This is a genomic window from Microbacterium sp. KKR3/1 (assembly GCF_021272365.1).
Classification (GTDB): domain Bacteria; phylum Actinomycetota; class Actinomycetes; order Actinomycetales; family Microbacteriaceae; genus Microbacterium; species Microbacterium aurugineum.
The window spans coordinates 1113075-1137908 of sequence record NZ_JAJSDW010000001.1 but is presented as its reverse complement, the minus strand read 5'-3'; the positions used below and the strand labels follow the sequence as shown (position 1 = coordinate 1137908).

Genomic DNA, 24834 nt, shown 5'->3' with positions numbered 1-24834 from the left:
TGCCGCCCGCCGTTTCCGTGCGCACCCGCGTTCGGTCGTGCGAGAGCTCACTCGCGGGTGAACACCGTGCGGCCGTCGACCATCGTGCGCTCGACCTCGAGGGAGGAGAACGGACGCCCGGGAGTCAGGGGATCCTCATCGAGGATCGTCAGATCGGCGACCTTCCCGATCTCGAGCGTTCCCTTCCAGGCGGACGCGCCGTCCTGTCGCGCGGCATCCACCGTCATCGAACGCAGCAGGCGACGGCGCGATCGTGCGTCATCGGCGACGCCGGCATCGCCGAGCAGGCCGAGCGAGGCGTCGAGGCCGAGCCGCCAGTCCGGGCTCGCGATCGGCGAGTCGCTCGTCACCGTCGTGAGTGTTCCGGAGGTGAGCATCGCCGCCAGGGGCCAGGCGGTGGCGAGGCGTGCTTCGCCGAGCTGGAGCGCCGCCCAGGAGTGCGTGTGCGCGGCGATCAGCGGTTGCACGGCGAATCCGGCGTCGACCCTTCCCGTCCGGGCGATCTGCTCGGGCGTGGCCAGGTCTCCGTGGACGACGTAGTGGGGCGCGGCCGGCCGGGGCGCGTCGGAGAGGCGTTCCAGGACGGCGAGGAACTCCGCGATCGATCGGTCGCCGGTCGCGTGCACGGCGATCTGCATGCCGCGGGAGGCGGCGAGCTCCACCATCCGCTGGAACGCGGAGAGCGGATCATCCCCGCCGCGCGTGAGCAGGGCGCCGGTGCTGCCGTCCGTGTAGGGCTCCTCGACCCAGGCGGTGGCCATCGGCGGGATGCCGTCGGCGAAGATCTTGACCCCGGGGATCGCGAGCCACCGGGGGTCGTGTGTCGGCGCAGGGGTGCGGATCCCGCGCTCGAAGTCCTCCAGTGTGCTCTCGCCGTCGATCGTGCCGAACAGCCGGAGCAGGGTCACGCGCGAGGTCTGGGCGCCTTCGTGGTGCAGCTCGCCGTAAGTGTCGAGCATGGCCGTGCCGAAGCAGCCGGTCTCGCCGGCGTCTTCTCCCGGGCCGATCCCGGGCTCGGTGTAGCTCGTGATGCCGCGTTCGGCGAGGAGGCCCCACGCGCGGAGAAGGGCGGTGCGCCGCTCTTCCCGGCTCGATACGAGACGCCCGGACGGCTGCTCCGCGGATGATGTGTCGGAGAAGAACAGGTGTGGCCAGCGCGCGCCGAGCCAGGCGGCGTGCAGATGGGCGTCGTTGATGCCGGGGATCGCGGTGCGCCCGTCGAGTTCAAGGGTGGTGCGCGCTCGGAGCGGTGCGACGGCTTCGTCGACCGCGACGATCACGCCGTTTCGCACGGCGAGGGTGTGGGCGATGGAGTCCGTCCCGTCGAGGGTGTGGATGCGGCCGCCGCGGATGATCAGGTCGGCGTCGTCGCCGGGCAGTGTCTCACTCATTATTCCACCAGTGTAGACGTAAAACGGGACCCGCGGTGAGACCGGGAAGACCTGGATTCGGCGCGCGGTTCCGGGGCTTGTACGCTGGAGCCATCCCCCGATCACCCGGCAACCCGCGCGCCGGTGACCTCGGTGCGCGCTCACACATGCAAGGACGCAGATGAACGATTCCGCGGCACACCGCGAAGACTGGACGGCGAGCGAAGAACTGGCGGAGCGGATGATCCCGCTCATCGGGGCGCTTCGACGTGAGCACGACGTGGTCACCTCCCTCCACGGGCACCGCCTGCTCGGCCTGTCGGCGACCGGGCTCGTCGAGGTGCACGAGCGCGTGGCCCAGCTCGGACACGAGCGCCTCCCGATCGAAGACAGCCTGGCCGTGCTGGAAGCGATCCACGCGCTCGCGCCCGGCGCCTCCTCGCTCGATGTCGCCCGTCTCGTGGCCGGGCATGCCTCCAGCGGTGAGTCCTTGGAGACCTACCTCGCCGACGTACTGGCACCCGCGATGGGTGCCGTCGCCGCCGAACCCACCGACGTCGTGCTCTACGGCTTCGGACGCATCGGCCGTCTGCTCGCCCGCATCCTCATCGCCCACACCGGTGGCGGCAGCGGTCTGCGGCTGCGCGCGATCGTGGTGCGGCGCGGCTCCGAGAACGACCTCGTCAAGCGGGCATCGCTGCTGCTGCGCGATTCCGTCCACGGCCGCTTCGCCGGATCCGTCACGGTCGACGAGGAGGCCGAGCAGATCATCGCGAACGGCACCCGCATCCAGGTGATCTACTCCGACGATCCCGCCACCATCGATTACACCGCCCACGGGATCGACGACGCCATCGTGGTCGACAACACGGGCCGCTGGCGCGACGAGGCGGGGCTCTCGCAGCATCTGCGGTCGAAGGGGGTCGCCCGGGTCCTGCTCACCGCTCCGGGCAAGAGCCCGCTCAAGAACATCGTGCACGGGATCAACGACGACACCATCACCGACTCCGACCGCATCGTCTCCGCGGCCTCGTGCACGACGAACGCCATCACACCGGTGCTCGCGGCGATCGACGAGGCCTACGGCGTGGTCAAGGGGCACGTCGAGACGGTGCACTCGTTCACGAACGATCAGAACCTGATCGACAACTTCCACAAGGGCGACCGGCGCGGGCGTTCGGCGGTGCTCAACATGGTCATCACCGAGACCGGTGCGGCGAAGGCCGTCGCGAAGGCGCTCCCGCAGCTCGAGGGCAAGCTCACGGGCAGCTCGATCCGCGTCCCCACCCCCGATGTCTCGCTCGCGGTGCTGCATCTGACGATCGAGCGTCCGGCGACCAAGGACCAGGTCAATGACTACCTGCGCCGCGTCTCCCTGCACTCGAAGCTGCGTCAGCAGATCGACTACGTCGAGAGCCCCGACGTGGTCTCCACCGACTTCGTCGGCTCGCACCGCGCCGGCATCGTCGACGGACTCGCCACGATCGCCGACGAGGACACCCTCATTCTCTACGTCTGGTACGACAACGAGTTCGGCTACTCCTGCCAAGTGATCCGTGTGCTCGAGGTCATGGCGGGCTCGCACCCGATCGTTCTTCCCGAGCGCCGTGAGGTGACGCTGCAGGGCTGACATCGGGCGTGCGCGGCGTCGGAGGCGCCCGGCATGATGGGGTCATGACGTCCGCGACCCTGCTCGCCGAGCGCCTCCGCTCGCATCGCCTCACCGCGCCGACTCCCACGGTCTCCGATGCCGCTCACCACATGCTGGCCGTACAGAGTCAGGACTTCACCGCCGGTCGATGGGCCCTCGCGGTGCGCACCCGAGGAGACGTGACCCTGCGCGACGTCGATCGCGCCTTCGATCGCGGTGACCTCGTGCGGGGCTGGACCATGCGTGGCACGCTGCACACGGTTCCGGCGCGTGACCTCGGCTGGATGCTGGAGGTCACGGCCGCGCGGCAGCGCCAGCAGGCAGCGACGCGTCATCGACAGCTCGGCATCGACGACGACATGATCGCCGCGGTCGTGCGGGCCGTGACACCGGCGCTGCGCGACGGCGGCCGCACCCGCGCCGAGCTCTTCGAGATCCTCGAGGGGATCGGCATCGATCCGGCGGGCCAACGCGGGATCCACCTGCTCTTCACCCTCACGATCGACGGGCTCATCTGCCAGGGGCCCGTCGCCCCGCGGACCGGTGTGACGCGGGAGCAGCGGTTCGTCCTCGTCGAGGGCCACATCCCCGACCCGGCGCGCCCCGACGACCCACTCGCGGAGCTGTTCGTGCGCTACATCGACGGCCACGGTCCGGCGGGCATCGCGGACTTCTCCTGGTGGTCGGGACTCACGCTCGGGCAGTCCCGCGAGGCCGCCGCACGCGCGACAGAGCGCGTCGTCGAGGTCGAGGAGGGACTGTTCACGGCAGTCCGGCGACCACGACGGACGATGGATGCGTCCGCCGTCCACGCGCTCGGTGCCTTCGACGAGTACTATATCTCCTACGCCGACCGCACGGACGTGTGCGCCCCGGAGCATCTGGCGGCTGTCGGTCCGGGGAAGAACGGGATGGTGCGCGCGACGCTCATCGAGCAGGGCCGCGTGATCGGAACCTGGTCGCACGCCACCGCGACGCGTGACGCACCTCCCGAGTTCTTCGCGGACCCGGCCGATCCCGCAGGGGTGACCGCCGCTCTGGGGCGATTCGCACGGTTCCTCGACGACTGACCCCGCTCGCCGCGAGGACGGTCGCGATCACTCTCCGGCGTGCCGAGCGAGGAAGCTGTACACCTCGTTGTCGTCCACGCCGGGGAAGGCGCCGCGGGGGAGTGGTGAGAACATGTGCGTGTGCACGCGTGCACTCGGCCACGCCCGTCCGCTCCAGCGCTCGCTCAGCTCGGCCGACGGGCGGCGGCAGCACGACTCGTCCGGGCAGGTGGAGACGGCCCGGTCGTTGGTCTCCCGTCCACGCCACCACCGGGCATCGTCGAACGGCACTCCGACGGTCACCGAGAACTCGCCGTCGCTCGACGATCCGGTCTGGGTCGAGCACCAGAACGTGCCGGAGGGTGTGTCGGTGTACTGGTGGTGCTCGACCGTGCGGTTCTGCTGCGTGAACGCCGCGCGCGCCTGGAACTTGCGGCACACCCGCTGGCCCTCCACCGCGCCGGTCACGTCCATCGGCAATGGCAGGTCATCGTTCTCGTAGACCCGGGTGATCGCCCCGGTGGAGTCGACGCGCAGGAAGTGCAGCGCCATCCCGAGATGCTGGGTCAGCAGGTTGGTCATGCGCATGCCCGCGGCCTCGTGCGTCACGCCGAACCCGTCGCGGAAGTCCTCGACCGCGAGGTTGCGGTCCTTCTTGGCCTGCTGCAGGAAGGCCACGGCGGCGGTCTCGGGCATCAGGCAGCATGCGGCGAAGTAGTTGATCTCCAGGCGCTGCTGGAGGAAGTCGGCGTAGTCGGTCGGCGGCGTGTGTCCGAGCAGGCGGTGCGCCATGGCCTGCAGAGCCATCGAGCGCAGTCCGTGGCCGCCGGGGATGGAGGCCGGCGGCAGGTAGATCCGTCCGTTCTCGAGGTCGGTGACCGAACGGGTGGAGTGGGGGAGGTCGTTGGCGTAGATCAGCTCGAACCCGAGCTTCTCGGCCATGATGCTCACGGTGCGGTGCGTGAGTGCGCCCTGGACGTGACCGGCCGCCTTGAGGTGCTTCTCGGCGAGCTTCTCGATCTCGGGGAGATAGTTGTTCTGCGCGCGCATCCGCAGCCGCAGTTCGGTGTTCGCACGACGCGCTTCTTCCGGTGTCGCGATCGCCTCACGCTCCCGACGCTCGAGCTCGCGGTGCAGACCGAGGACCGACTCGATCGTCTCATCGCTCATGCCCTTGGTCACGCGCACGGGAGCGACGCCGAGCTGCCGGAAGACGGGGCTCTCCTGTGCGCGCTCGAGCTCGATCTCGAGAGCCGCTCGTCGGTTCGGCGGTTCGCCGGAGATCAGGTCGGTGACCTCCGTGCTCGTGGCCTGCGCGATCGCCTGGAGGAGGGACAGCTTCGGCTCGCGCTTGCCGTTCTCGATCAGGCTCAGCTGCGAGCCGGCGACACCGACGAGCGCACCGAGCTCATCGAGCGTGAAGCCGTTCTCCAGCCGGTGGTGTCGGATGCGGTGGCCGAGGGTGGTGAGGTGGATGCCGGAGGACGCCATTCCTTGAGTGTAGCGAAAGAATTGCGTTTCTTATCGCTTGATTTGCCCGAAAGTTGCGTCCGAACCGGAAGAAGATAGGTGCAACGCCCCCACTTCGAAGGAGCACACGTCATGGCCATCGCCGAAGTCTTCACCCCCCGCACGTCTCCCGTCTCCGCGGCGCGTACGTTCGGCGAGGCCCCGACGTATGACACCCCTGCCATGGCCGAGCTGGCCGCCTGGGTCGAGGAGATCCGCGAGCTCACCCAGCCCGACGCCGTGCACTGGGTCGACGGTTCGCGGGCCGAGAACGACCGGCTCCTGCGCGATCTCGTCGACGAGGGCAAGCTGATCAAGCTCAACCCCGAGTGGCGTCCCGGCTCCTACCTCGCGCGTTCGCACCCCAGCGACGTCGCACGCACCGAGGGACGCACCTTCATCGCCTCCGAGCGCGAGGAGGATGCCGGTCCCACGAACAACTGGGCCGCTCCGGCCGAGATGCACGCGAAGATGAACGAGATCTTCGCGGGCTCGATGCGCGGCCGCACGATGTACGTCGTGCCGTTCTCGCTGGGACGCGTCGGCGGTCCCCTCTCGCACATCGGCGTCCAGATCACCGACAGCGCCTACGCCGTCGCCTCGATCGGCATCATGACCCGGGTCGGCGATGCGGTGACCCGTCAGATCGCCGAGGGGGCCCCGTGGGTCAAGACCGTGCACTCGGTCGGCGCGCCCCTCGCTCCGGGTGAGCAGGACGTCGAGTGGCCCTGCAACGACGACAAGTACATCGTGCACTTCCCGGAGACCCTCGAGGTCTACTCCTACGGTTCGGGCTACGGCGGCAATGCGATCCTGGCGAAGAAGTGCTTCGCCCTGCGTATCGCCTCCGTCATCGCCCGCGACGAGGGGTGGCTCGCCGAGCACATGCTGCTGATCCGCGTGATCGACCCGCAGGGCAAGGCCTACCATGTCGCCGCCGCGTTCCCCTCGGCGTGCGGCAAGACGAACCTCGCCATGCTGCGGCCGACCATCCCCGGGTGGCGGGTCGAGACCCTCGGTGACGACATCGCGTGGATCCGTCCGGGAGAAGACGGTCGCATGTGGGCGATCAACCCCGAGGCCGGCTTCTTCGGGGTCGCGCCCGGAACCGGCGAGTCGACCAACGTCACGGCCGTCGAGACACTGTGGGGCAACACGATCTTCACGAACGTCGCGCTCCGCCCCGATGGAGATGTGTGGTGGGAAGGCCTGACCGACGCGCCGCCCGCGAACCTGACCGACTGGGAGGGCAACGACTGGACGCCCGAGTCCGGCCGACCCGCAGCGCACCCGAACTCCCGCTTCACGGTGTCGGCGGCGCAGTGCCCGCAGATCTCCGAGGACTGGGAAGAGGCCGTCCCGCTCGACGTCATCCTCTTCGGTGGGCGCCGCGCCAGCAACGTGCCGCTCGTGGTCGAGGCCACCGACTGGACGCACGGCGTCTTCCTCGGCTCGAACATCTCGTCGGAGCGCACCGCTGCCGCCGAGGGCACGGTCGGGGAGCTGCGCCGCGACCCGTTCGCGATGCTGCCGTTCTGCGGCTACAACATGGCCGACTACTTCGGGCACTGGCTGAAGGTCGGCCGTGGCCTGCGCTTCGACCGCGCACCGCGCATCTTCCAGGTGAACTGGTTCCGTCGCGGGGAGGACGGCCGCTTCCTGTGGCCCGGGTTCGGCGACAACTCTCGCGTCGTGGACTGGATCATCCGGCGCATCGCGGGCGACGTCCCGGCGGTCGACAGCCCGATCGGACGCCTGCCGCGCGTGGAGGACCTCAACCTCGACGGCCTCGACATCCCGGCCGCAGACCTCGATGAACTGTTCTCCGTCGACGCCGAGGCATGGAAGACCGAGGCCGACCTGACGGAGGCGTTCTACGACACCTTCGGCGACAAGGTCCCCGCGGCGCTGCGCGCGGAACTCGCCTCGCTCCGCTACCGCCTCGACAAGGCGTAGCCCCCAGACCGGTGCCGGTTCGGGGGAGCCGGCACCCTCAGGGCCTCGTGCCCTTCAGACCCGCGAAGGCGGGACATCAGAGACGAACCCATGGCTGAGTGGTCTCCGACGTCCCGCCTTCGTGTCGTCCGCCCCTCCTTCTCGTCGACACCCCCTCTTGCTTGTCGGCACCCCTCCTGCTCGTCGACACCCCTCCGCAGGTACGCCACGAAACGGGGGCGTGGACGCTGGGCGGGGGCGTCGGCGCCAGCCTTCGTGTCGTCCACTCGCCTGTTCGTCGACACCCCTCCTGCTCGTCGACACCCCTCCTGCTTGTCCACACCCCTCCGCAGGAACGCCAAGAGACGGGGGCGTCGACGCTGGACGGGGGCGTCGACGCTGGACGGGGGCGTCGGCGCTGGGCGTGGACGCGGAAACCGGGGTCGGGGCGGGGTGCCCGTCAGGCGAGCAGCTGGTGGCGGGCGAGGTCGCGGTAGAGGGGCGTCGACTCCACGAGCTCCGCATGCGTTCCCTGGCCGACCACGACGCCGTCCTGCAGCACCACGATCAGGTCGCTGTCCACCACCGTCGAGAGGCGGTGCGCGATCACGATGAGCGTGCGGTCGGTGGACACGGCGTCGATGGCCTCGCGCATCCGTTGCTCGTTCACGCCGTCGAGGGAGGATGTCGACTCGTCGAGCAACAGGATCGGAGCGTCCGTGAGCAGTGCGCGGGCGATCGCGAGGCGCTGGCGCTCGCCGCCCGACAGCATCACGCCGTCCTCGCCCACGGGGGCCTCGATGCCGAGCGGATTGCGTTCGAGCACATCGCCCAGGTTCACGGCGCGCAGCACGCGTTCGCAGTCGGCATCGGTCGCGTCGGGGGATGCGAGTCGCAGATTCTCGGCGAGCGTGCCCGCCAGCGTCGGCGCGTCCTGCTCGACGTAGCCGAAGTGGGCGCGCAGGTCGTCGCGCGGGTAGGTGCGGGCATCATGGCCGTGCACGCGGATCGACCCTCCAGTCGGGTCGTAGAACCGCTCGATCAGCGACAGGATCGTGCTCTTGCCCGCGCCACTGGGGCCGACCAGCGCGACGCGGGAGCCGTGCGGGACGACGAACGACACGCCGCGGAGAACCTCGTGATCCTGCGGGGCATCGGCAGCATCTTCGGCGGGTTCCAGGTGGGCGTCCGCGAGCAGGGATCGCGCCTCCTTCGCCGCCGCCTGGCGGGCGGCCACCACGTTCGCGGGGTAGTGGAAGCGCACGTCACGGAACTCGATCGCCGGCGCATCCGCCGCTGCGGGCTCACGCGGCAACGAGGCGGCGATCTTCTCGTCGTCCTGCGACTCGGTGGGAAGATCGAGCACTTCCTGAATGCGGCCGAGCGCGCCGAGCGCTTGGTTCACCGAGGTGATCGCCCCGAAAGTGGTCGCCAACGGCATCACCAGCAGGAAGAGGAACATGATGAACGAGATCAGCGACGCGATCGTGATGGCACCGGCGGCGACGCGGAACCCGCCCACGCCGAGGACCACCAGAAGCGAGAGCTGCAGGGCGATGCCGGAGACCGGGACCACCAGTGAGGAGATCTTGGCGATGCGCACGCCGATGCCGTAGGTCTCGGAGGCGAGCTTCGTGACGGTGTCCGCTTCGCGCTCGGTCGCTCCCGAGGCGCGGATGGTGCGGATCGAGCCGATCGCCCGCTCCACGCCGGACGCCAGCTCGCCGACCTTCATCTGCTGGGCGGTCGAGGCTGTGCGGATCCGGCCGCTCAGCAGCACGACGACCGTGACCGAGAGGCCGATCACGAGCACGATCATCAGCAGCAGCACGGGGTCGATCACGAGCATCGCGATCAGGGCGCCGAGGAACAGGACGGCACTGCCGACGGCGTCCGCGAGACCCTGGGTGAGGACGGCGTAGAGCAGAGTCGTGTCGGTGCCCACGCGCGAGACGAGGTCGCCGGTCCGGCGGGCGTCGAACTCAGAGGTGGGCAGATGCAGGATGCGCGCGATGAGCTTGCGCCGGCTCGAGTACACGACCGCGGTTCCCGTGCGCTGCAGCAGATAGTGCTGGAAACCGGAGATGATCGACGACACGATCACGAACCCGACCAGCAGCCACACGAGGATCCCGATGCCGGCGTCGGACTGCACCGCTTCGATGACCTGTCCCACGAGCAGAGGTTGCACGAGCGAGGTCGCGGCACCGACGACGCTGAGCACCGCGACCACGATCAGCGTGCGCTTGTGCTCGAACAGGAAGGGGAGGAGCTGGCGGAAGGTGGCGCGCGGGCCTTCGGGCTGCGCGCCCCGTCCGCGGCGGCGTGCTGTCGCCGAACCGGACATGCGGGACCTCTATCTGGAGATGGTACTTCGACCGTACTTCGTGCGTGGACGAATCCTATGGAGGGGCTGTATGCGGATCAGGAGCGGCCGAATCGCCGATGCGCGGCCTGCTTGCTCACGCCGAGGGCGCTGGCGATCGCCTGCCAGGAGTATCCGAGGTTCCGTGCGCGGCGCACGTTGGCCTCCTCGGCGCGGGCGATTTCCGTGCGCAGCTGGGCGAGTCTGTGCAGGGCGGCCAGCGGCTCGCTTCCGTCGTCCTGTGCGATCGCGGTCGGCATTGTCATGATGTCCTCCTGCGTCAATCGTCGTTGACGCGGTACGCGCTGTCAATGTCTGTTGACGTGCCAGACTGGGCGGATGCTGTCCGCACCCCGCCTCACCCCGGGAGACCGTGTCGCGGTCCTTTCCCCGTCATTCGCTGCTCCGGCCGTCGCACCGGACCTGCATGCACAGGCGATGCACCGGCTCGAGGACCTCACGGGGCTGATCCCGATCGAGTATCCGACCACGCGTGAGCTCGGCGCGAGTCCACAGGCCCGCGCCGCCGACGTGAACGCGGCGTTCGCCGACTCGAGCATCCGTGCGATCCTCGCCACGATCGGCGGAGACGACCAGCTCCTCGTCGTCCCGCACCTCGACCCGGCGCTGCCCGTGGCCGACCCCAAGCCGTTCGTCGGGTACAGCGACAACACGAACATCCTCAACTGGCTCTGGGGCCTTGGGGTTCGGGGCTACTACGGCGGCTCGACCGCCGTGCATCTCGGGCCCGGACCGTTCGTCGACGACATCCACCTGCGCTCCCTGCGTGCCCTGCTCCTGACCGGTGGTGTGCTCGACATCACCGAGCCGGGCGAGTCGGAAGACGTCGGGCGACGGTGGCACGACCCCCGGGCGCTCCTCGAGTTCGGCGACCGCGTCCCGACCGAGCCGTGGGCCTGGGCAGGGCGCGCATCACGGGTGGAAGGCGTGACCTGGGGCGGCTGTCTCGAGGTGATCGACGGCCTGGCCTTCGCCGACCGGCTGCCGCGCGCGGCGGACCTGGACGGAGTTGTCCTGCTGCTCGAGACCAGCGAGGAGCGGCCGTCCGCGGGCTGGGTGGCCCGGTGGTTGCGCGGACTGGGGGAGCGCGGCATCCTCGCGGCTGCGGCAGCCGTGGTCGTGGCCCGCCCGCCCGTGAGCGACTTCGAGTTCCAGCCGTCTCCTGCCGAGGCTGCTGCGCTTCGTGCGGCGCAGCGGGATGCAGTGTTCGACGTCGTGACGCACTACAACCCCGACGCCGTCATCTGCGTCGGCCCGCCGTTCGGGCACACCCGACCGCAGTGGATCCTGCCCTACGGCGGGACGATGATCGTGGACGGCGCTGCGCGCACGATCACCGCCGCGTACTGATCAGAGCTCGACGGCGGCGGCGACGCCGAGGTCGCCGTCGTAGTCGTGGTCCTTCGTCTCCGGGCTCAACAGCAGCGCGATGAAGGTCAGGACGCCCATGGCCGACAGGTACAGGCCGACCAGCCACGGGGCGCCATCGCCGAGCGCCCACAGCCACAGGGCGATCAACGGGGCCACGGCCGCACCGAGGATGGAGGACACGTTGTAGGCGATCGCCGAGCCCGTGTACCGCACGTTGGTCGGGAAGAGCTCCGGCAGCAGCGCGCCCATCGGGCCGAACGTGGCCCCCATGAGCAGGAACCCGAACACGAGGAACGCCTGGGCGAGCGCACCGGTGAACTTCGGGTCGACCGCGGGGAGGAGGAACGTGTTGAAGGTGAAGCCGAAGACGATGATCGCCCCGGTCACCCACAGCAGCACCTTCCGGCGTCCGACCGCATCGGCGATCGGGCCCGACAGGAGCGTGAAGATGCCGAAGAACACCACGCCGATGATCTGCATCAGCACGAAGTCGGTGTATCCGAAGCCGAGTCCCGGGTAGAACTGCGCCGCGAACTCGCTCGGGTCGAAGGGGGCGCCGGTCGCCTCCGCTGCTGCCTTCGCCGCGGCCGAGGCGGTCTCCAGCGACGCGGGCTTGGTGCCGTACGCGAGCGTGAAGTTGGTCATCAGGTAGAAGAGCACATACGTCGCCAACATGATGAACGTGCCGAGGATGAGCTGCTTCCAGTGGTGACGGAACACGGTCGCGAGCGGGAGCTTGCGGATCGCGCCCTTCGTCTCGGCCTTCTTGAAGGTGTCGGATTCGACGAGCTTGAGCCGCACCCACAGGCCGATGATGACCATCACCGCGGAGAACAGGAACGGGATGCGCCAGCCCCACGCCAGGAACGCCTCGGACTTCAGGGCCGGGTTTTCGGAGTGCGGCAGCAGCCAGTTGATCGTGAGGAAGAGGAAGTTGGCGATGATGAAGCCGAGCGGGGCGCCCAGCTGAGGGAAGGTGCCGTACCAGGCGCGCTTGCCCTTCGGGGCGTTCTCCGTTGCCACCAGCGCCGCGCCGGACCACTCGCCGCCGAGTGCGAAGCCCTGCGCCAGACGCAGGATGAGCAGCAGGAGCGCCGCCCACCAGCCGATCTGCTGGAAGGTCGGCAGCAGTCCGATCACGAAGGTGGCGATGCCCATCGTCAGCAGCGACGCCACCAGCGTGGCCTTGCGGCCGAACTTGTCGCCGAAGTGCCCGAAGACCACGGCGCCGATCGGGCGGGCCACCATCGCGGCGCCGAAGACCGCGAACGAGGAGAGGAGCGAGGTGGTGTCGTTGCCCGTGGGGAAGAACAGCACCGGGAAGACGAGCACGGCCGCCGTGGCATACGCGTAGAAGTCGTAGAACTCGATCGTGGTGCCGACCAGGCTCGCGGTGATGACGCGCGAGCGGGGATTCGCGGGCGCAGTGGCAGTACTCATGACGCTTCTCCGATCAGCCCCGGTCTGCCGGGGACCTGGGCGAGTTTACGCCTTCCTGAGTGTTGCCTGTGTGCGCCGCGACCCGTTCGAGTCGCGCAGACGGCTGCATCTGCGTACCGGATGCAGCCGCCTGCGCGATTCGAGGGTCACTCCTCCGTGGCGCCGAGCGACGGGGAAGGAGCGAAAGCGGCCCGGCGCTCGATGAGCTGCTCGAGCTCCAGGACGACGAGGCGATTCGTCCCGGCGACGGTGGCGGGGGCGGGCACGTAGAGCGTGCGCTGCGGTCCGTTGCGCCAGTAGCGGCCGAGGAAGAACCCGTTCACGAACGCATAGCCCTTGCTCCAGCTCGCGGTGTCGAGGAAGAGATCGGCGCGGGCATCCAGCTCGAACTCGGCGGTCCATGCGGTCGGACCGTCTCCGGCAGCTGTTGCCTCGGCGTCCGCGACAGCGTCCCTCCCGATCCCCGCGGCGATGGCGGCGACGTCCAACGGCGTGCAGCGCCATCCGCTCAGCGGTGCCCCGTCGAGGGTGACCGCCCCGATGAGTCCCTTCTCCTCGCCGAGCCGGTGGTCGTAGTTCACCCGCCCCTGGTCCTCCACCAGGATGCTCAGGGTGCGGCCACCGGGGATCCGGATCGCGCGGTCGTGGCGGGTGCGGGAGATCGTGCCGACCGCGCGCCCGTCGACGCTGACCCAGCCCAGGTCCCGGAGTTCGCCGACGAGGAGCAGCCCGCCGTTGCCGTGGGGGAGGTCGACGTCGTAGCGCATCAACGCGCTCTGGTGTCCGAGCGCGTCGAAGGTCTCGGGGTGGGCCGTCGGTTCCGCCGATCCCGCGGTCGTCGTCCAGGCACCTCCGGCGACGAGGGGGACCTCGAGCGCGGGGGCGGGGGTCGCGCTCGCGGGCAGCTCGTCCGGCACGGGCGCATGGCGCGCGATCACGTCGCGGAAGGCGAAGAACTTCTCCGTCGGGTTGCCCGCCTCGTCGAGCGGGGCGTCGTAGTCGTAGGAGGTCACGAGCGGGAGATAGCGTCCCTTGTCGTTCGCGCCGTTCGTGAGTGCGAAGTTCGTGCCGCCGTGGAACATGTAGATGTTGACCGAGGCGCCGGCGGCCAGGAGCGCATCCAGGTCGGCGGCCGTGGTCGCGACGTCCGTCGTGTGGTGCACGCCGCCCCACCAGTCGAACCATCCGTCCCAGAACTCCGAGCACATCAGGGGGCCGGTGGGCTGATGCCGGCGCAGCGTCGCGAGGCGCTCGGTGCTGCGCGAGCCGAAGGACCCGGTCTTGTGCAGCCCGGGGAGACTCCCGTTCGACAGCATCCGGTCGACCGGCTGGTCGACGGTCGTCAGCGGCACCGTGATCCCGGCCTCGCGGGTGACCGTGACGAGTGTCTCGAGATACGCCGCGTCGGAGCCGTAGGCTCCGTACTCGTTCTCGATCTGCACGAGCACGACCGGTCCGCCGCGATCGATCTGGCGCGGTGCGACGATGTCGTAGACGCGGCGGAGGTACGCGCTCACCTCCACGAGGTACTCCGGCGCCGAGGAACGCAGCCCACCCGTGCCACCGGTGAGCCAGACCGGCAGCCCGCCGTTGTGCCACTCCGCGCAGATGTACGGACCGGGGCGGACGATCGCGTCCAGACCCTCCGCGTGGATCAGGTCGAGGAAGCGCCCGAGATCGTTCCATCCGCTCGCGTCCCACTCGCCGCGTCGAGGTTCGTGCGCGTTCCAGGCCACGTACGTCTCGATCGTGTTCAACCCCATCAGCCGGGCTTTGCGGATGCGGTCCTGCCACTGATCCGGGTGCACGCGGAAGTAGTGGATCGCGCCGGAGATGACCTGGTGCGGTCGTCCGTCGCGGAGGAAGTCGGTGTCACCGAGGGAGAAGGAGGTCACGAGTCGTGGTGCTTTCGATGAGGCGAGCTGTGCCGATCCCGTGACGGGGGATCCGGGACCGGCACAGCTCGCGGGTATTACTTGTTGACGGTGAAGCCCTGCGCGTTGCCGTACTCGACCAGCGCGTCCTGCCAGGCGGTCAGGCCGTCGTTCAGATCGGTGCCGTTCTGGTACGACTGGCCGACGGTGTCGCCGAAGATGCTGTTCGCGTACACCTGGTAGGGCAGGTAGCTCCAGCCTTCGACGACGTCATCGGCCGCGGCGGCGAGCACCTCGTTGATCTTCTGGCCGCCGAAGTACTCGGGAGCGTCGGAGAGGAACTCCTCGCTGGACAGCTCGGCGGTCGTGGACGGGAACCCGCCGCTCTCGAGGAAGATCGAGATGCTCTCCTCGGAGTTGTTCAGCCACCACAGGAAGCCGGCCGCCAGCTCGGGGTTCTCGCTCTGCGTCGTGACGGCCTGGCCGCCACCGCCGTTCTCCGCGCTCGCCGGGGTGCCGTCATACGTCGGCATGGGGGCGACGCGCCAGTCGCCTGCGCCGTCGGGTGCGCCCGAGATGAGGTTTCCGGGCATCCAGGCGCCGATCACGAGGCTGGCGAGGCTGCCGTCGCCGAGGGCACGGAACCACTCGTCGCTCCAGCTGCCGTAGGGCGCGATCAGGTCTTCCTCGACGAGGCGGTTCCAGTTCTCGGTCCACTTCTTCGAGCCCGCGTCCTGCAGGTCGATCGTGACGTCGGTGCCCGAGGTCTCGAACGGCTTTCCGCCGGCCTGCCAGATCATCGAGGTCGCGAAGCCCGCGTCCCCGGCGTCGTTGGTGATGTATGCGTCGGGGTTCGCCGCGTGGATCTTCTTGGCGGCCTCGTAGTACTCGTCCCACGTGGTGGGCACCGCGACACCGGCGGCGTCGAACACGGTCTTGTTGTAGAACAGGGCCATGGGGCCGGAGTCCTGCGGCAGACCGTAGATCGCGTCCCCGTTCGTGACGGAGTTCCAGGTCGAGGCGGTGTAGTCGTCCTCGAAGTCGGCGAACCCGTAGGCCGAGAGGTCGGCGAAGGCCTCGGTGAGGGCGAACTGCGGGAAGGCGTAGTACTCGATCTGCACGACGTCGGGGGCGCCGGAGCCCGCCTTGATCGCGTTCTGCAGCTTGGTGTACTCGTCGTTGTTCGTCCCGGCGTTGACCAGATTGACGGTGACGTTCGGGTACTCCTTCTGGAAGGCCTCGACCTGCGCCTCGGCGGACGGGGTCCAGGACCAGTACGTGATCTCGCCGCCCTTCTCGAGGGCGGCTTCGACGGCGTCGAAGGAGCCGGAGCCCGCATCGGTGCCGGAACCGGACTCGGTCGTGCCGCCGGTGCTGCAGCCGGCCAGCGCCAGTGCTGCCACGGTTCCGGCGGCGAGCACGGCGAGGCTGCGCCGGGTCGGTGAGGGAAGGTGCTTCATTGCTGTGTCCTTTCGGGAGGTGCGGTCCAGCGTCGGATCGCGGGGGTGTTGCAGAAGATGCGGGGAGCTATTGCTTGACGCTTCCCGCGGTGAGACCTGACTGCCAGAAGCGCTGCAGCAGCAGGAAGGCGATGACGATCGGGATGATCGTGAGGAGCGAGCCCATGATCACGAGGTTGTAGATCGGCTGGGATCCCGCGCCGATGGCCTGAGCGCTCCATTGGTTCAGGCCGACGGTCAGGGGGTACCAGGCGGGGTCCGACAGCATGATCAGCGGCAGGAAGTAGTTGTTCCAGGTGGCGACGACCGTGAAGAGCGCGACCGTGACGATGCCCGGGGCGAGAAGCCGCATCGAGATCGTGAAGAACGTCCGGAACTCGCCGGCTCCGTCGATGCGTGCGGCCTCGAGGAGTTCGGTCGGCACCGATTCGGAGGCGAACACCCAGATCAGGTACAGCCCGAACGGGCTGATGAGCGAGGGGATGATCACGGCCCAGGGCGTGTTCGTGAGCCCGAGCTCGCTGAAGAGCAGGAAGGTCGGCACGGCCAGTGCCGTACCCGGCACCGCCACGGCGCCGAGGACCACGGCGAACACCGCGCGCCGCCCGGGGAAGCGGAACTTCGCGAGTCCGTAGCCGGCCATCGTGGCGAGCAGTGTCGCACCGCCGGCGCCGACCACCACGTAGAGCAGGGTGTTGCCCAGCCAGCGGAGGAAGATGCCGTCGCGGTAGGAGAACGTGGCGACGAGGTTGTCGAAGAACGCGAAGTCGTCGGCGAACCAGAGGCCGAAGGAGCTGAAGAGTCCGGCCTGCGTCTTGGTCGAGCTGAAGAGCAGCCACACCAGCGGGACGAGCGTGTACAGCGCGTAGATGACCATCACGATCAGCAGCGTGTTGGACTTGCGGGGCTTCAGCGGATCGTCGCGTCGGCGCGAGGGGCGGGCGAGGGGGAGTGCCATGTCAGCGCACCTCCGATGTCGAGCCGCGCAGCTGCACGACGTAGGCGATGACGGCCGTGATCACGCCCATGATGATGGCGATCGTCGCGGCGTAGTTGAATTGCTGACCGGCGAACGACAGGTTGTATGCGTACATGTTCGGGGTGAAGAACGTGGTGATCACGTTCGGAGCCAGCGGGCGCAGGATGTTGGGCTCGTTGAACAGCTGGAAGCTGCCGATGATCGAGAAGATCGTCGCGATCACGAGCGCCCCGCGCACGGAGGGGATCTTGATGGAGAAGATCGTGCGCCAGGCGCCCGCGCCGTCCAGGGCGGCCGCCTCGTACATGTCGGTCGGGATGGTCTTGAGCGAGGAGTAGAAGATCAGCATGTTGTAGCCGACGAACTCCCAGGTGACGATGTTGCCGATCGAGACGAGCATCCATTCCTTGGCGAACGGCGTGATCGCGTCGATGCCGAGGAAGTCGTTGATGTTGCTGGTGAGGCCGAACTGGTCGCCGTAGATGTAGCCCCACATGAGGACCGCGACGACGGCGGGAACCGCGTAGGGGAGGAAGATCAGGATGCGGAAGAACGACGCTCCGCGCAGGCGTGCGCTGTCCAGGGCGAGGGCGGCGCCGAGCGCGAGGAGGAGCATGATCGGCACCTGCACCACCAGGAAGATGAGCACGCGGCCGAACGCCTCCCAGAACTGCGGGTCGGTGAGCGCGCGGACGTAGTTGTCCAGGCCGACGAAGGCGGTTCCGCCGATCAGCTTCTCCTGGAAGAAGCTGAGATACAGCGCGTAGGCGAGCGGTGTCAGGAACACCAGGGCGAACACGACCATGAACGGGCCGACGAAGGACCAGCCCTTCCAGTCGCGCCTGTCGCGCCGTCGGACGCCGGGGGCGCCCAGGGGTGCGGGGATTTCAGTCGTCATCGACGAGTCCTTCTTACGATCCGGGCGCTTGCTGCGCCGTGTGTCAACGTCAACATATTCGATCGACTGCTAGTGTGTCAACGTCAACACATGAGGGGATGGGTGATCGTGAGCCCAGAGCATCCGACCGAGACGTCGACGCGTCGTCGTGAGCCCTCCATGGAGGACGTCGCCCGGGAGGCCGGAGTCTCAGGGCAGACCGTGTCCCGCGTCGTGAACGCCCGGGGCTACGTCGGTGCGACCACCCGTGAGCGCGTCGAAGCCGCGATGCACCGTCTCGGCTACCGGCCCAACAGCGCGGCGCGTGCTCTGCGATCAGGACGCTTCCGCACCATCGGCGTCGTGATGTTCTCGTTCAGCTCGTACGGAAACCAGCGCACGCTCGACGCGATCGCGGTGCGCGCCGCCCAGCTCGGCTATGCCCTCACCCTCATCCCGGTGGAGTCGAGCGCGGGCGAGACCGTGGCCGGTGCGTTCCGGAGGCTCGAAGAGCATGCCGTCGACGGCATCATCATCGTGATCGAGGCGCACCAGCTCGACGAGGCCGATATCGAGATCCCCGAGGCCCTCCCCGTCGTGTTCGTCGACTCGAACCGCGGCGAGACCCATCCGTTCGTCGACACGGATCAGGCGCAGGGTGCCCGCTTGGCGACCGAGCACCTCCTCGAACTCGGGCATGAGACCGTCTGGCACGTCGCCGGTCCCGCCCGCTCCTACTCCGCGGAGCGACGCAGGGAGGCCTGGAGGGAGACGCTGGAGCAGCACGGGCGTCGCGTGCCGGAGCCGCTGCCGGGGGACTGGTCCGCCGCTTCGGGTTACGAAGCCGGTGTCGAACTGCGCGAGCGCGGCGAGGTCACTGCCGTCTTCGCCGCGAACGACCAGATGGCGATCGGCGTGCTGAGGGCCTTTCGCGAAGTCGGCCGCGAGGTGCCGGGCGACGTCAGCATCGTCGGTTTCGACGGCCTGCCCGACGCTGCACAGCTGTGGCCGCCCCTGACCACCGTGCAGCAGCATCCGGAACGCGTGGGAGCTCTCGCGGTGGATGCGCTGCTCGCCGAGCTCGACGGCACCGGACGTCAGCAGACGCCGCTCGTGAGCTGCGAACTCATCGTGCGCGCGAGCACGGCACCTCCGCGGAAGCGCTGAGCAGAGAAGTCGGTCAGCGCCAGATGACGGCGAGACCCGCGTTCAGGAGCGCCAGGATGCCGATCAGCCAGAACACGGCGGGCGGCACGGCGGCACCGCGCTTCTGACGGGCGGAGCCGATGCCGAGCAGGGCGCCGATGATCAGCAGCACGACCAGCTTGACGCCGATCTTGACGTAGTTGAGCTCGTACTCGATACCCCACGGCGCGGCGAGAGCGAGGCCGGCGACACCGGCGATGGCGAGGCCGTAGTCCATGATCTTCGTGATCTGGCGCTTGCCCCCGAATGCCTGGGCCGCCCAGGCGCCGAAGAGCACGGCGAATCCGATGAGGTGGACGAACAGCACGATGTGGCGGAGGGTCTCCATGCCCTCACCGTACGAGTGCGGCGCCCTTCTGCGCTAGCAAGGACAGGCTGACCTCAGGCGCGGGCTATCGACGTGCGCCTGTGTTCACCTGTCGGGAGACTGCACGGATGTCGGCGGAAATGTCGGTCTCGCCCCTTCGCCCGGTCATTCTCCCGACAGGTGCACGCGCCCGCCTCAGCCGCGCAGCTGCCGGGTCACGAGGGCGGTGCGCAGGGCAGCATCCGCAGCTTCGGCGCCCTTGTCCTCCTTCGAGTCGGCGAGGCCCGCGCGGTCGAGTCCCTGCTGCTCGTCGTCGAGGGTCAGGACACCGAACCCGACCGGCTTGCCGGCATCGAGCGCGACCCGGGTGAGGCCGTCGGTGGTCGCCGCCGACACGTACTCGAAGTGAGGGGTCCCGCCGCGGATGATGACGCCCAGCGCGACGACCGCATCCGCACCACCGGCGAAGGCCGCCTGCGCAGCGATCGCGAGCTCGAAGGATCCGGGCACGCGTACCAGTCGGTGCGTGGCCTGCGCCGCCGACAGCACACGCTCGGCTCCGGCGATCAGGCCGTTCGAGATCGTCTCGTGCCAGGTGCCGGCCACGATCACGACATTCAGTCCCCGCCCGTCGATGTTGCCGGTCTCGGGTGCTCCTGCGCCGCTCATTTCTCGTCCTCTCCCTTGGCGAGAGCTTCTGCGAGCTCTGCTTCGCCGATGATGTGACCCATCCGGTCACGCTTGGTCTCCAGGTACTGGTGGTTGTTGGGTCCGACGCCGACGATCAGCGGTACCTGCTCGACGACGTCGAGGCCGAGTTCACGCAACTGTGCGACCTTGTCGGTGTTGTTCGTCAGGAGGCGCACCTTCGACACACCCAGGTCGGCGAGGATCCCGGCCGCTGCCGCGTAGTCACGGGCGTCGGCGGGCAGACCCAGCGCGAGGTTGGCGTCGACCGTGTCGAGCCCCTCTTCCTGCAGGCTGTACGCGCGCAGCTTGTTGATGAGCCCGATCCCGCGCCCCTCGTGCCCGCGCATGTAGATGACGACGCCGCTCTCCTTCTCGATCGCGTCCAGGGCGGAGTCGAGCTGCGGACCGCACTCGCACTTCAGAGACCCGAATGCCTCACCCGTCAGGCATTCGGAGTGCACCCGCACGAGCGCCGTCTCGTCGGGCTCACCGGAGACGACGGCGATGTGATCGGTGCCGGTGATGCGGTCCTTGTACGCCAGGAATCGGAAGCTGCCGTGGGTCGTCGGCACCGTGGCGTCGGCGCGCAGGCTCACGCGACGACCGCGGTGCGCGCTCGGCGTCGCGCCGTCGGGGTCGATCTCGTTGAGGTGGTCGATGAGCTGTTCGATCGTGATGACCGGCACCCCGTCGCGGGCGCCGAGTTCGATCAGGCCCGGAAGGCGCATCATGCTGCCGTCTTCCGCGACGACCTCGGCGATCGCTCCGACGGGGCGGAGCCCGGCCAGCTTCATCAGCTCGACAGCGGCCTCGGTGTGCCCGCTGCGCTCGCGCACGCCGCCGTCCACGGCGCGGAGCGGCAGGACGTGTCCGGGGCGGATGATGCTGGTCGACGTCGACTCCGGATCCGACAGCACGTTCAGGGTGTGTGCGCGATCATGCGCGCTGATGCCGGTCGTGACGCCCTGGGCGGCGTCGACGCTCACGGTGTACGCGGTGGAGCGGGCGTCTTCGCTGGCGGCGACCATCGGCGGCAGGTTCAGGTGATCGGCGAGGTCGGCGGGCATCGGGGCGCAAATGAATCCGGACGACCAGCGCACGGTCCACGCCACCCACTCGGGGGTCGCGAGCTCTGCCGAGAGGATGACATCGCCTTCGTTCTCACGGTTCTCGTCGTCGGCGACGAGGACGGGTCGCCCGGCGCGCAGTGCGTCCAGGGCCTCGGCGATCGTGGAAAGGCTCATCGTGAGCCTCCTTCCGGTGCGGCGCGGAACGCGAGCAAGCGCTCGACGTGCCTGGCGAGGATGTCGGTCTCCAGGTTCACGCGGTCCCCGACGGCGCGGACGCCGAGGGTCGTCGCGGCCAGGGTCTCCGGGATCAGTGAGATCTCGAACCACGGGGAGGGGGCGGCGGGGGCACTGACGGCGCTGACGGTCAACGAAGTGCCGTCGACCGAGATCGACCCCTTGTCGACGACCAGCGGCGCGAGGTCGGCGGGGAGGCTGATGCGCAGCACGCTCCACTCGACCCCCGGGCGCACCGCGAGCACGTCGCCGGTGCCGTCGACATGGCCCTGGACGATGTGACCGCCGAGCCGGGCGCCGACGGGCATGGCCTTCTCGATGTTCACCCGGGTGCCGACCGTCGCCGACCCGATGGCCGAGACGTCGAGCGTCTGCTTCATCACGTCGGCGTCGAAGGTGTCCGCTGTCGAGCCGACCACGGTCAGGCAGACTCCCGAGACGGCGATCGACTCGCCGTGGACGGCATCCGCGGCGGCTCGGGGCGCGCGCACGGTCAGGCGCCAGCCGTCTCCGGACGGGGCGATCGCCGTGATCTCGCCCATCTCCTCGATGATTCCGGTGAACATCAGGCGGCTCCTTCGTGCTGCGGGTCGGTCTCTTCCACGGGGTGTGCGATCGCGAGGAGGTCGCCCCCGAGGGGCACCCACTCGTGGATGGTGAGGCGTCGGGCCTCGGTGAGGGAACCGACCCCGATGTCGGTCAGCGCGAGTCGCCGGCCGCCGAGCAGCACGGGCGCGACGTACGCGAGGATGCGGTCGGCGAGCCCGGCCGCGAGGAAAGCGCTGGCGAGGGTCGGACCGCCTTCGACGAACAGGCTCTGCACACCACGGGAGTGCAGATCGGCCAGGACCGCGTGTAGATCATGGGTGTCGAAGAACAGCGGCGTGTGGGGATGCCGACGCACCATGGCATCGTCCGGAGTGGCCCGCGCGCCGATGACCACCGGGATCGGCTGGTGGGGCAGCAGCGCGTCGCCGTCGCGGGCGGTGAGGGAGGGGTCGTCGGCGAGGACGGTGCCGGTGCCGACCGCGATGGCGTCGGCCTCTGCGCGGCGTCGGTGCACGTCGGCGCGCGCCTCCGGGCCCGTGATCCACATGCTCGAACCGTCGTCCGCAGCGGCGCGCCCGTCCAGACTCTGCGCCCACTTGACCGTGACGTGCGGGCGTCCGAGCCGCTGCGCGGTGAGCCACCCGTCGATCACGGCGTGCGCGGCCTCGGCCTGTTCTCCCGACTCGACGTCGACCCCGGACGCACGCAGCCGATCGGCCCCGCCACCGGAGACGGCGCCCGGGTCGTCGAGCGCGTACACGACGCGGGCGATGCCGGCCTCGATCAGCGCGACGGCGCACGGACCCGTGCGGCCGGTGTGGTTGCAGGGTTCCAGGGTGACGACGGCCGTGGCGCCGCGGGCCTCGAGGGGGTCGAGCTTCGAGAGCGCGTCGACCTCGGCGTGCGGGGTGCCGGCGCCCTGGTGCCACCCCTCGGCGAGCACCCTGCCTTCGGGGGAGAGGATGACCGCGCCCACCTGCGGGTTCGCCCCTCGTGGTCCGCGGGCGGCGAGGTGGAGCGCGCGAACCATCGCGTCGCGCTCTGCCGCGTTCACTGCCATCCGTCGTCCTCCTCTGAGGCTCCGGGGGTCGGAGGGATGGCGGAACGGACGCACGGATGCGTCTCGTGCTGCCTCCCTTCCGGACTAGCGAAGTCTCCCTCGCATCACCGTCGGTCCCGGAGTTCCACCGGATCGGCATCCCGATCTCTCGAGACGCTCGCGGACTGTCACCGCCGGTTCGGATTCACACCGACCCCGGAGCACGTTGTTGCTCTGAGTGTACTCAACGCGCCTGCACGCATTTCATTCCACGACAGGGACCTTGCGCCCGCCGCTCGCCACCGCCGTCACTTGAGCAGCCGCGAGAGCCGCCGGTCGGCGAGCACTTTGCCGCCGGTCTGGCAGGTGGGGCAGTACTCGAGCGAACGGTCGGCGAAGAAGACGCTGCGCACCGTGTCGCTGCATACCGGGCAGGCCTCTCCGCGGCGGGCGTGCACCTGCATCCCGCGGCGCTTGGCGTCTTTCAGATCGGCCGGCGGTTTGCCGGAGGCTTCGGCGATCGCTTCCGTCAGCGTCTCGCGCAGGGCGGCGAACAAGCGGTCGATCTCGGCATCGTCCAACTTTCCGGCGATCGCATACGGCGACATGCGAGCGGCGTGCAGGATCTCGTCGGAGTACGCGTTGCCGATGCCCGCGATCACCGCTTGGTCGCGCAGCAGCCCCTTGATCTGCATCCGGCGCTCATCCAGCAACGCCGCGAACGCCTCTCTGGTGAACGCGGGGTCGAGCGGGTCGGGCCCGAGCCGCGCGATGCCGGGGACCTCCTGCGGGTCGCGGACCACGTAGACGGCGAGTGACTTCTTCGTCCCGGCCTCCGTGAGATCGAAGCCGCTGCCGTCGTCGAGTGCGATGCGCAGCGCGATGGGGGACTTGCCCGGCTTGAGGAGCGTGGTCGGCAGCGCGTCGTACCACCGGAGCCATCCCGCCTTCGCGAGGTGGAACACGAGGTGCAGGTCGTCGCCGCACGAAAGAACCACGAATTTTCCGAGGCGAGCGCAGGCCGTGATCGCGCGTCCCTGCAGCGCAGTGATCGGTGGGTCGTAGGTCTTGAGCGCGGCGATGGCGGCCACGGTCGCCCGCGTGATCGTTCGCCCCACGGCGCGCTCGTCGAGGAAGGTGGTCAGGCCCTGGACTTCCGGCATCTCCGGCATGCGTTCATCCTGTCACCGGCCGCCGACACTGTCACCCGGCGGGTCGCCCTCAGAGCACCGGCCAGTCCACCGGGGTGCGGTCGTCGTCGGGCAGCAGCCCCGCGATCCACCCGTCGTCACGGCCGCGCTGGCTGGTCAGCGCCTGGCGCTGCAGACCTTCGTAGCGGAAGCCGAGAGCGCGCGCGGCCCGTGCGGACGGGACGTTTCCCACCACGGCCTGCCACCGGATGCGGGCGAGGCCGAGGTCGGTGAACCCCCAGTCGATCACGGCATGGGCCGCTTCGACGAGGTAGCCCTTGCCGCGCGCGGAGGCCTCGACCCAGTAGCCGAGTTCGGCCGTCGCGCCCGTGAAGTGCTCGGTCCTGTTGTGGAGACCGATCATGCCCACGAGCCCGCCGTCCGCGTAGACGCCCCAGACGGCCTCTGTTCCCGCGTTCCAGTGCTCGGTCACCAGGCGCACGAAGGCCTCCGCATCCTCGCGCGAGTACGGGCTCGGCACCGTGGTCCAGCGGGGGAGTTCGGGGTCCTGGCACGCGTCGGCGATGGCATCGACGTCGGCATCCGTCGGAGCATGAAGGACGAGACGTTCGGTGGTCAGCACGACGGATTCCATCCCGACAGCCTACGCAGGTGAGCGCTCGTCGTCGGACGGCGGCGGGAGTGTCC

Annotated in this window: 21 protein-coding genes; 5 read left to right on the top strand and 16 right to left on the bottom strand. The window is 69.2% G+C overall.

Going from position 1 to position 24834, the window contains the following annotated elements; genetic code table 11:
* Nucleotides 1-47 precede the first annotated feature (47 nt).
* The gene (locus LVJ59_RS05470; RefSeq protein WP_232762276.1) at nt 48-1391 is read right to left on the bottom strand and encodes an amidohydrolase; all 1344 of its coding nucleotides are present in this window, start codon (nt 1389-1391) and stop codon (nt 48-50) included.
* Nucleotides 1392-1551: 160 nt separating this feature from the next.
* Between LVJ59_RS05470 and LVJ59_RS05465 the strand changes: the two genes are divergently transcribed.
* Both LVJ59_RS05465 and LVJ59_RS05460 read left to right on the top strand, forming a co-directional pair.
* Nucleotides 1552-3000, top strand: a complete 1449-nt coding sequence (locus LVJ59_RS05465) for a glyceraldehyde-3-phosphate dehydrogenase (RefSeq protein ID WP_134353260.1) — start codon at nt 1552-1554, stop codon at nt 2998-3000.
* Between the two features lie 44 nt (nt 3001-3044).
* Nucleotides 3045-4091 carry a winged helix DNA-binding domain-containing protein gene (locus tag LVJ59_RS05460; RefSeq protein WP_232762275.1) on the top strand — a complete coding sequence of 349 codons (1047 nt, stop codon included), beginning with the start codon at nt 3045-3047 and terminating at the stop codon, nt 4089-4091.
* Between the two features lie 27 nt (nt 4092-4118).
* Here the strand turns inward: LVJ59_RS05460 and LVJ59_RS05455 are convergent, their stop codons facing one another.
* Nucleotides 4119-5561, bottom strand: a complete 1443-nt coding sequence (locus LVJ59_RS05455) for a helix-turn-helix transcriptional regulator (protein WP_047523168.1) — start codon at nt 5559-5561, stop codon at nt 4119-4121.
* 111 nt (nt 5562-5672) lie between these two features.
* Here LVJ59_RS05455 and LVJ59_RS05450 point away from each other — a divergent pair, with 111 nt between their 5' ends.
* Nucleotides 5673-7535, top strand: coding sequence for a phosphoenolpyruvate carboxykinase (GTP) (locus tag LVJ59_RS05450; RefSeq protein WP_232762274.1), 1863 nt, complete (start codon nt 5673-5675; stop codon nt 7533-7535).
* A gap of 439 nt (nt 7536-7974) precedes the next feature.
* Here the strand turns inward: LVJ59_RS05450 and LVJ59_RS05445 are convergent, their stop codons facing one another.
* Nucleotides 7975-9861: an ABC transporter ATP-binding protein gene (locus LVJ59_RS05445; RefSeq protein ID WP_232762273.1), complete on the bottom strand. Its 1887-nt coding sequence runs from the start codon at nt 9859-9861 to the stop codon at nt 7975-7977.
* A gap of 77 nt (nt 9862-9938) precedes the next feature.
* Complete coding sequence (locus tag LVJ59_RS05440; RefSeq protein ID WP_232762272.1) at nt 9939-10145, bottom strand: AsnC family protein; 207 nt, start codon at nt 10143-10145, stop codon at nt 9939-9941.
* A 73-nt stretch (nt 10146-10218) separates the two neighbouring features.
* On the opposite strand from LVJ59_RS05440, the gene LVJ59_RS05435 reads away from it, so the two are divergent.
* The gene (locus LVJ59_RS05435; protein WP_232762271.1) at nt 10219-11250 is read left to right on the top strand and encodes an LD-carboxypeptidase; all 1032 of its coding nucleotides are present in this window, start codon (nt 10219-10221) and stop codon (nt 11248-11250) included.
* On the opposite strand, the gene LVJ59_RS05430 is transcribed toward LVJ59_RS05435, so the two are convergent.
* The 5 genes from LVJ59_RS05430 to LVJ59_RS05410 all read right to left on the bottom strand — a co-directional run bounded on the left by LVJ59_RS05430 (nt 11251) and on the right by LVJ59_RS05410 (nt 17922).
* Nucleotides 11251-12711 (bottom strand): MFS transporter, encoded by a 1461-nt coding sequence (locus LVJ59_RS05430; RefSeq protein ID WP_232762270.1) that lies wholly within the window; start codon nt 12709-12711, stop codon nt 11251-11253. It lies immediately after the preceding gene.
* Nucleotides 12712-12857: 146 nt separating this feature from the next.
* Nucleotides 12858-14606 carry a beta-galactosidase family protein gene (locus LVJ59_RS05425; RefSeq protein WP_232762269.1) on the bottom strand — a complete coding sequence of 583 codons (1749 nt, stop codon included), beginning with the start codon at nt 14604-14606 and terminating at the stop codon, nt 12858-12860.
* Nucleotides 14607-14683: 77 nt separating this feature from the next.
* Nucleotides 14684-16045 (bottom strand): ABC transporter substrate-binding protein, encoded by a 1362-nt coding sequence (locus LVJ59_RS05420; RefSeq protein ID WP_232762268.1) that lies wholly within the window; start codon nt 16043-16045, stop codon nt 14684-14686.
* Nucleotides 16046-16112: 67 nt separating this feature from the next.
* Complete coding sequence (locus tag LVJ59_RS05415; protein WP_052193637.1) at nt 16113-17003, bottom strand: carbohydrate ABC transporter permease; 891 nt, start codon at nt 17001-17003, stop codon at nt 16113-16115.
* A gap of 1 nt (nt 17004) precedes the next feature.
* A complete protein-coding gene (locus LVJ59_RS05410; RefSeq protein ID WP_047523174.1) occupies nt 17005-17922 on the bottom strand; it encodes a carbohydrate ABC transporter permease in 918 nt (305 codons plus the stop codon).
* A gap of 159 nt (nt 17923-18081) precedes the next feature.
* Here LVJ59_RS05410 and LVJ59_RS05405 point away from each other — a divergent pair, with 159 nt between their 5' ends.
* Complete coding sequence (locus tag LVJ59_RS05405) at nt 18082-19068, top strand: LacI family DNA-binding transcriptional regulator (RefSeq protein WP_131493510.1); 987 nt, start codon at nt 18082-18084, stop codon at nt 19066-19068.
* 13 nt (nt 19069-19081) lie between these two features.
* Here the strand turns inward: LVJ59_RS05405 and LVJ59_RS05400 are convergent, their stop codons facing one another.
* From LVJ59_RS05400 to LVJ59_RS05370, 7 genes are all read right to left on the bottom strand, one after another.
* The gene (locus LVJ59_RS05400; protein WP_047523176.1) at nt 19082-19435 is read right to left on the bottom strand and encodes a hypothetical protein; all 354 of its coding nucleotides are present in this window, start codon (nt 19433-19435) and stop codon (nt 19082-19084) included.
* Nucleotides 19436-19609: 174 nt separating this feature from the next.
* A complete protein-coding gene (gene ribH / locus LVJ59_RS05395) occupies nt 19610-20083 on the bottom strand; it encodes a 6,7-dimethyl-8-ribityllumazine synthase (protein ID WP_232762267.1) in 474 nt (157 codons plus the stop codon).
* A complete protein-coding gene (ribA, locus tag LVJ59_RS05390) occupies nt 20080-21348 on the bottom strand; it encodes a GTP cyclohydrolase II (RefSeq protein WP_232762266.1) in 1269 nt (422 codons plus the stop codon). Before ribA ends, ribH begins: the two co-directional genes overlap by 4 nt.
* Nucleotides 21345-21974, bottom strand: a complete 630-nt coding sequence (locus LVJ59_RS05385; RefSeq protein ID WP_047523179.1) for a riboflavin synthase — start codon at nt 21972-21974, stop codon at nt 21345-21347. The genes ribA and LVJ59_RS05385 overlap by 4 nt, the downstream gene beginning before the upstream one ends.
* Nucleotides 21974-23017, bottom strand: a complete 1044-nt coding sequence (ribD, locus tag LVJ59_RS05380; RefSeq protein WP_232762265.1) for a bifunctional diaminohydroxyphosphoribosylaminopyrimidine deaminase/5-amino-6-(5-phosphoribosylamino)uracil reductase RibD — start codon at nt 23015-23017, stop codon at nt 21974-21976. Before ribD ends, LVJ59_RS05385 begins: the two co-directional genes overlap by 1 nt.
* Nucleotides 23018-23304: 287 nt before the next feature.
* Nucleotides 23305-24168 (bottom strand): Fpg/Nei family DNA glycosylase, encoded by an 864-nt coding sequence (locus LVJ59_RS05375; RefSeq protein ID WP_232762264.1) that lies wholly within the window; start codon nt 24166-24168, stop codon nt 23305-23307.
* Between the two features lie 49 nt (nt 24169-24217).
* A complete protein-coding gene (locus tag LVJ59_RS05370) occupies nt 24218-24781 on the bottom strand; it encodes a GNAT family N-acetyltransferase (protein ID WP_232762263.1) in 564 nt (187 codons plus the stop codon).
* Nucleotides 24782-24834: the final 53 nt, after the last annotated feature.

Excerpts from the sequence above, each read along its gene's own strand:
- LVJ59_RS05455 (WP_047523168.1), bottom strand. The coding sequence starts at position 5,561 with ATGGCGTCCTCCGGCATCCACCTCACCACCCTCGGCCACCGCATCCGA.
- LVJ59_RS05405 (WP_131493510.1), top strand. The coding sequence starts at position 18,082 with ATGGAGGACGTCGCCCGGGAGGCCGGAGTCTCAGGGCAGACCGTGTCC.
- ribD (WP_232762265.1), bottom strand. The coding sequence starts at position 23,017 with ATGGCAGTGAACGCGGCAGAGCGCGACGCGATGGTTCGCGCGCTCCAC.
- LVJ59_RS05470 (WP_232762276.1), bottom strand. The coding sequence starts at position 1,391 with ATGAGTGAGACACTGCCCGGCGACGACGCCGACCTGATCATCCGCGGC.
- LVJ59_RS05370 (WP_232762263.1), bottom strand. The coding sequence starts at position 24,781 with ATGGAATCCGTCGTGCTGACCACCGAACGTCTCGTCCTTCATGCTCCG.
- LVJ59_RS05410 (WP_047523174.1), bottom strand. The coding sequence starts at position 17,922 with ATGACGACTGAAATCCCCGCACCCCTGGGCGCCCCCGGCGTCCGACGG.
- LVJ59_RS05460 (WP_232762275.1), top strand. The coding sequence starts at position 3,045 with ATGACGTCCGCGACCCTGCTCGCCGAGCGCCTCCGCTCGCATCGCCTC.
- LVJ59_RS05375 (WP_232762264.1), bottom strand. The coding sequence starts at position 24,168 with ATGCCGGAGATGCCGGAAGTCCAGGGCCTGACCACCTTCCTCGACGAG.
- LVJ59_RS05450 (WP_232762274.1), top strand. The coding sequence starts at position 5,673 with ATGGCCATCGCCGAAGTCTTCACCCCCCGCACGTCTCCCGTCTCCGCG.
- LVJ59_RS05415 (WP_052193637.1), bottom strand. The coding sequence starts at position 17,003 with ATGGCACTCCCCCTCGCCCGCCCCTCGCGCCGACGCGACGATCCGCTG.
- LVJ59_RS05385 (WP_047523179.1), bottom strand. The coding sequence starts at position 21,974 with ATGTTCACCGGAATCATCGAGGAGATGGGCGAGATCACGGCGATCGCC.
- LVJ59_RS05435 (WP_232762271.1), top strand. The coding sequence starts at position 10,219 with ATGCTGTCCGCACCCCGCCTCACCCCGGGAGACCGTGTCGCGGTCCTT.
- ribH (WP_232762267.1), bottom strand. The coding sequence starts at position 20,083 with ATGAGCGGCGCAGGAGCACCCGAGACCGGCAACATCGACGGGCGGGGA.
- LVJ59_RS05440 (WP_232762272.1), bottom strand. The coding sequence starts at position 10,145 with ATGACAATGCCGACCGCGATCGCACAGGACGACGGAAGCGAGCCGCTG.
- LVJ59_RS05465 (WP_134353260.1), top strand. The coding sequence starts at position 1,552 with ATGAACGATTCCGCGGCACACCGCGAAGACTGGACGGCGAGCGAAGAA.
- LVJ59_RS05445 (WP_232762273.1), bottom strand. The coding sequence starts at position 9,861 with ATGTCCGGTTCGGCGACAGCACGCCGCCGCGGACGGGGCGCGCAGCCC.
- LVJ59_RS05400 (WP_047523176.1), bottom strand. The coding sequence starts at position 19,435 with ATGGAGACCCTCCGCCACATCGTGCTGTTCGTCCACCTCATCGGATTC.
- LVJ59_RS05420 (WP_232762268.1), bottom strand. The coding sequence starts at position 16,045 with ATGAAGCACCTTCCCTCACCGACCCGGCGCAGCCTCGCCGTGCTCGCC.
- LVJ59_RS05430 (WP_232762270.1), bottom strand. The coding sequence starts at position 12,711 with ATGAGTACTGCCACTGCGCCCGCGAATCCCCGCTCGCGCGTCATCACC.
- ribA (WP_232762266.1), bottom strand. The coding sequence starts at position 21,348 with ATGAGCCTTTCCACGATCGCCGAGGCCCTGGACGCACTGCGCGCCGGG.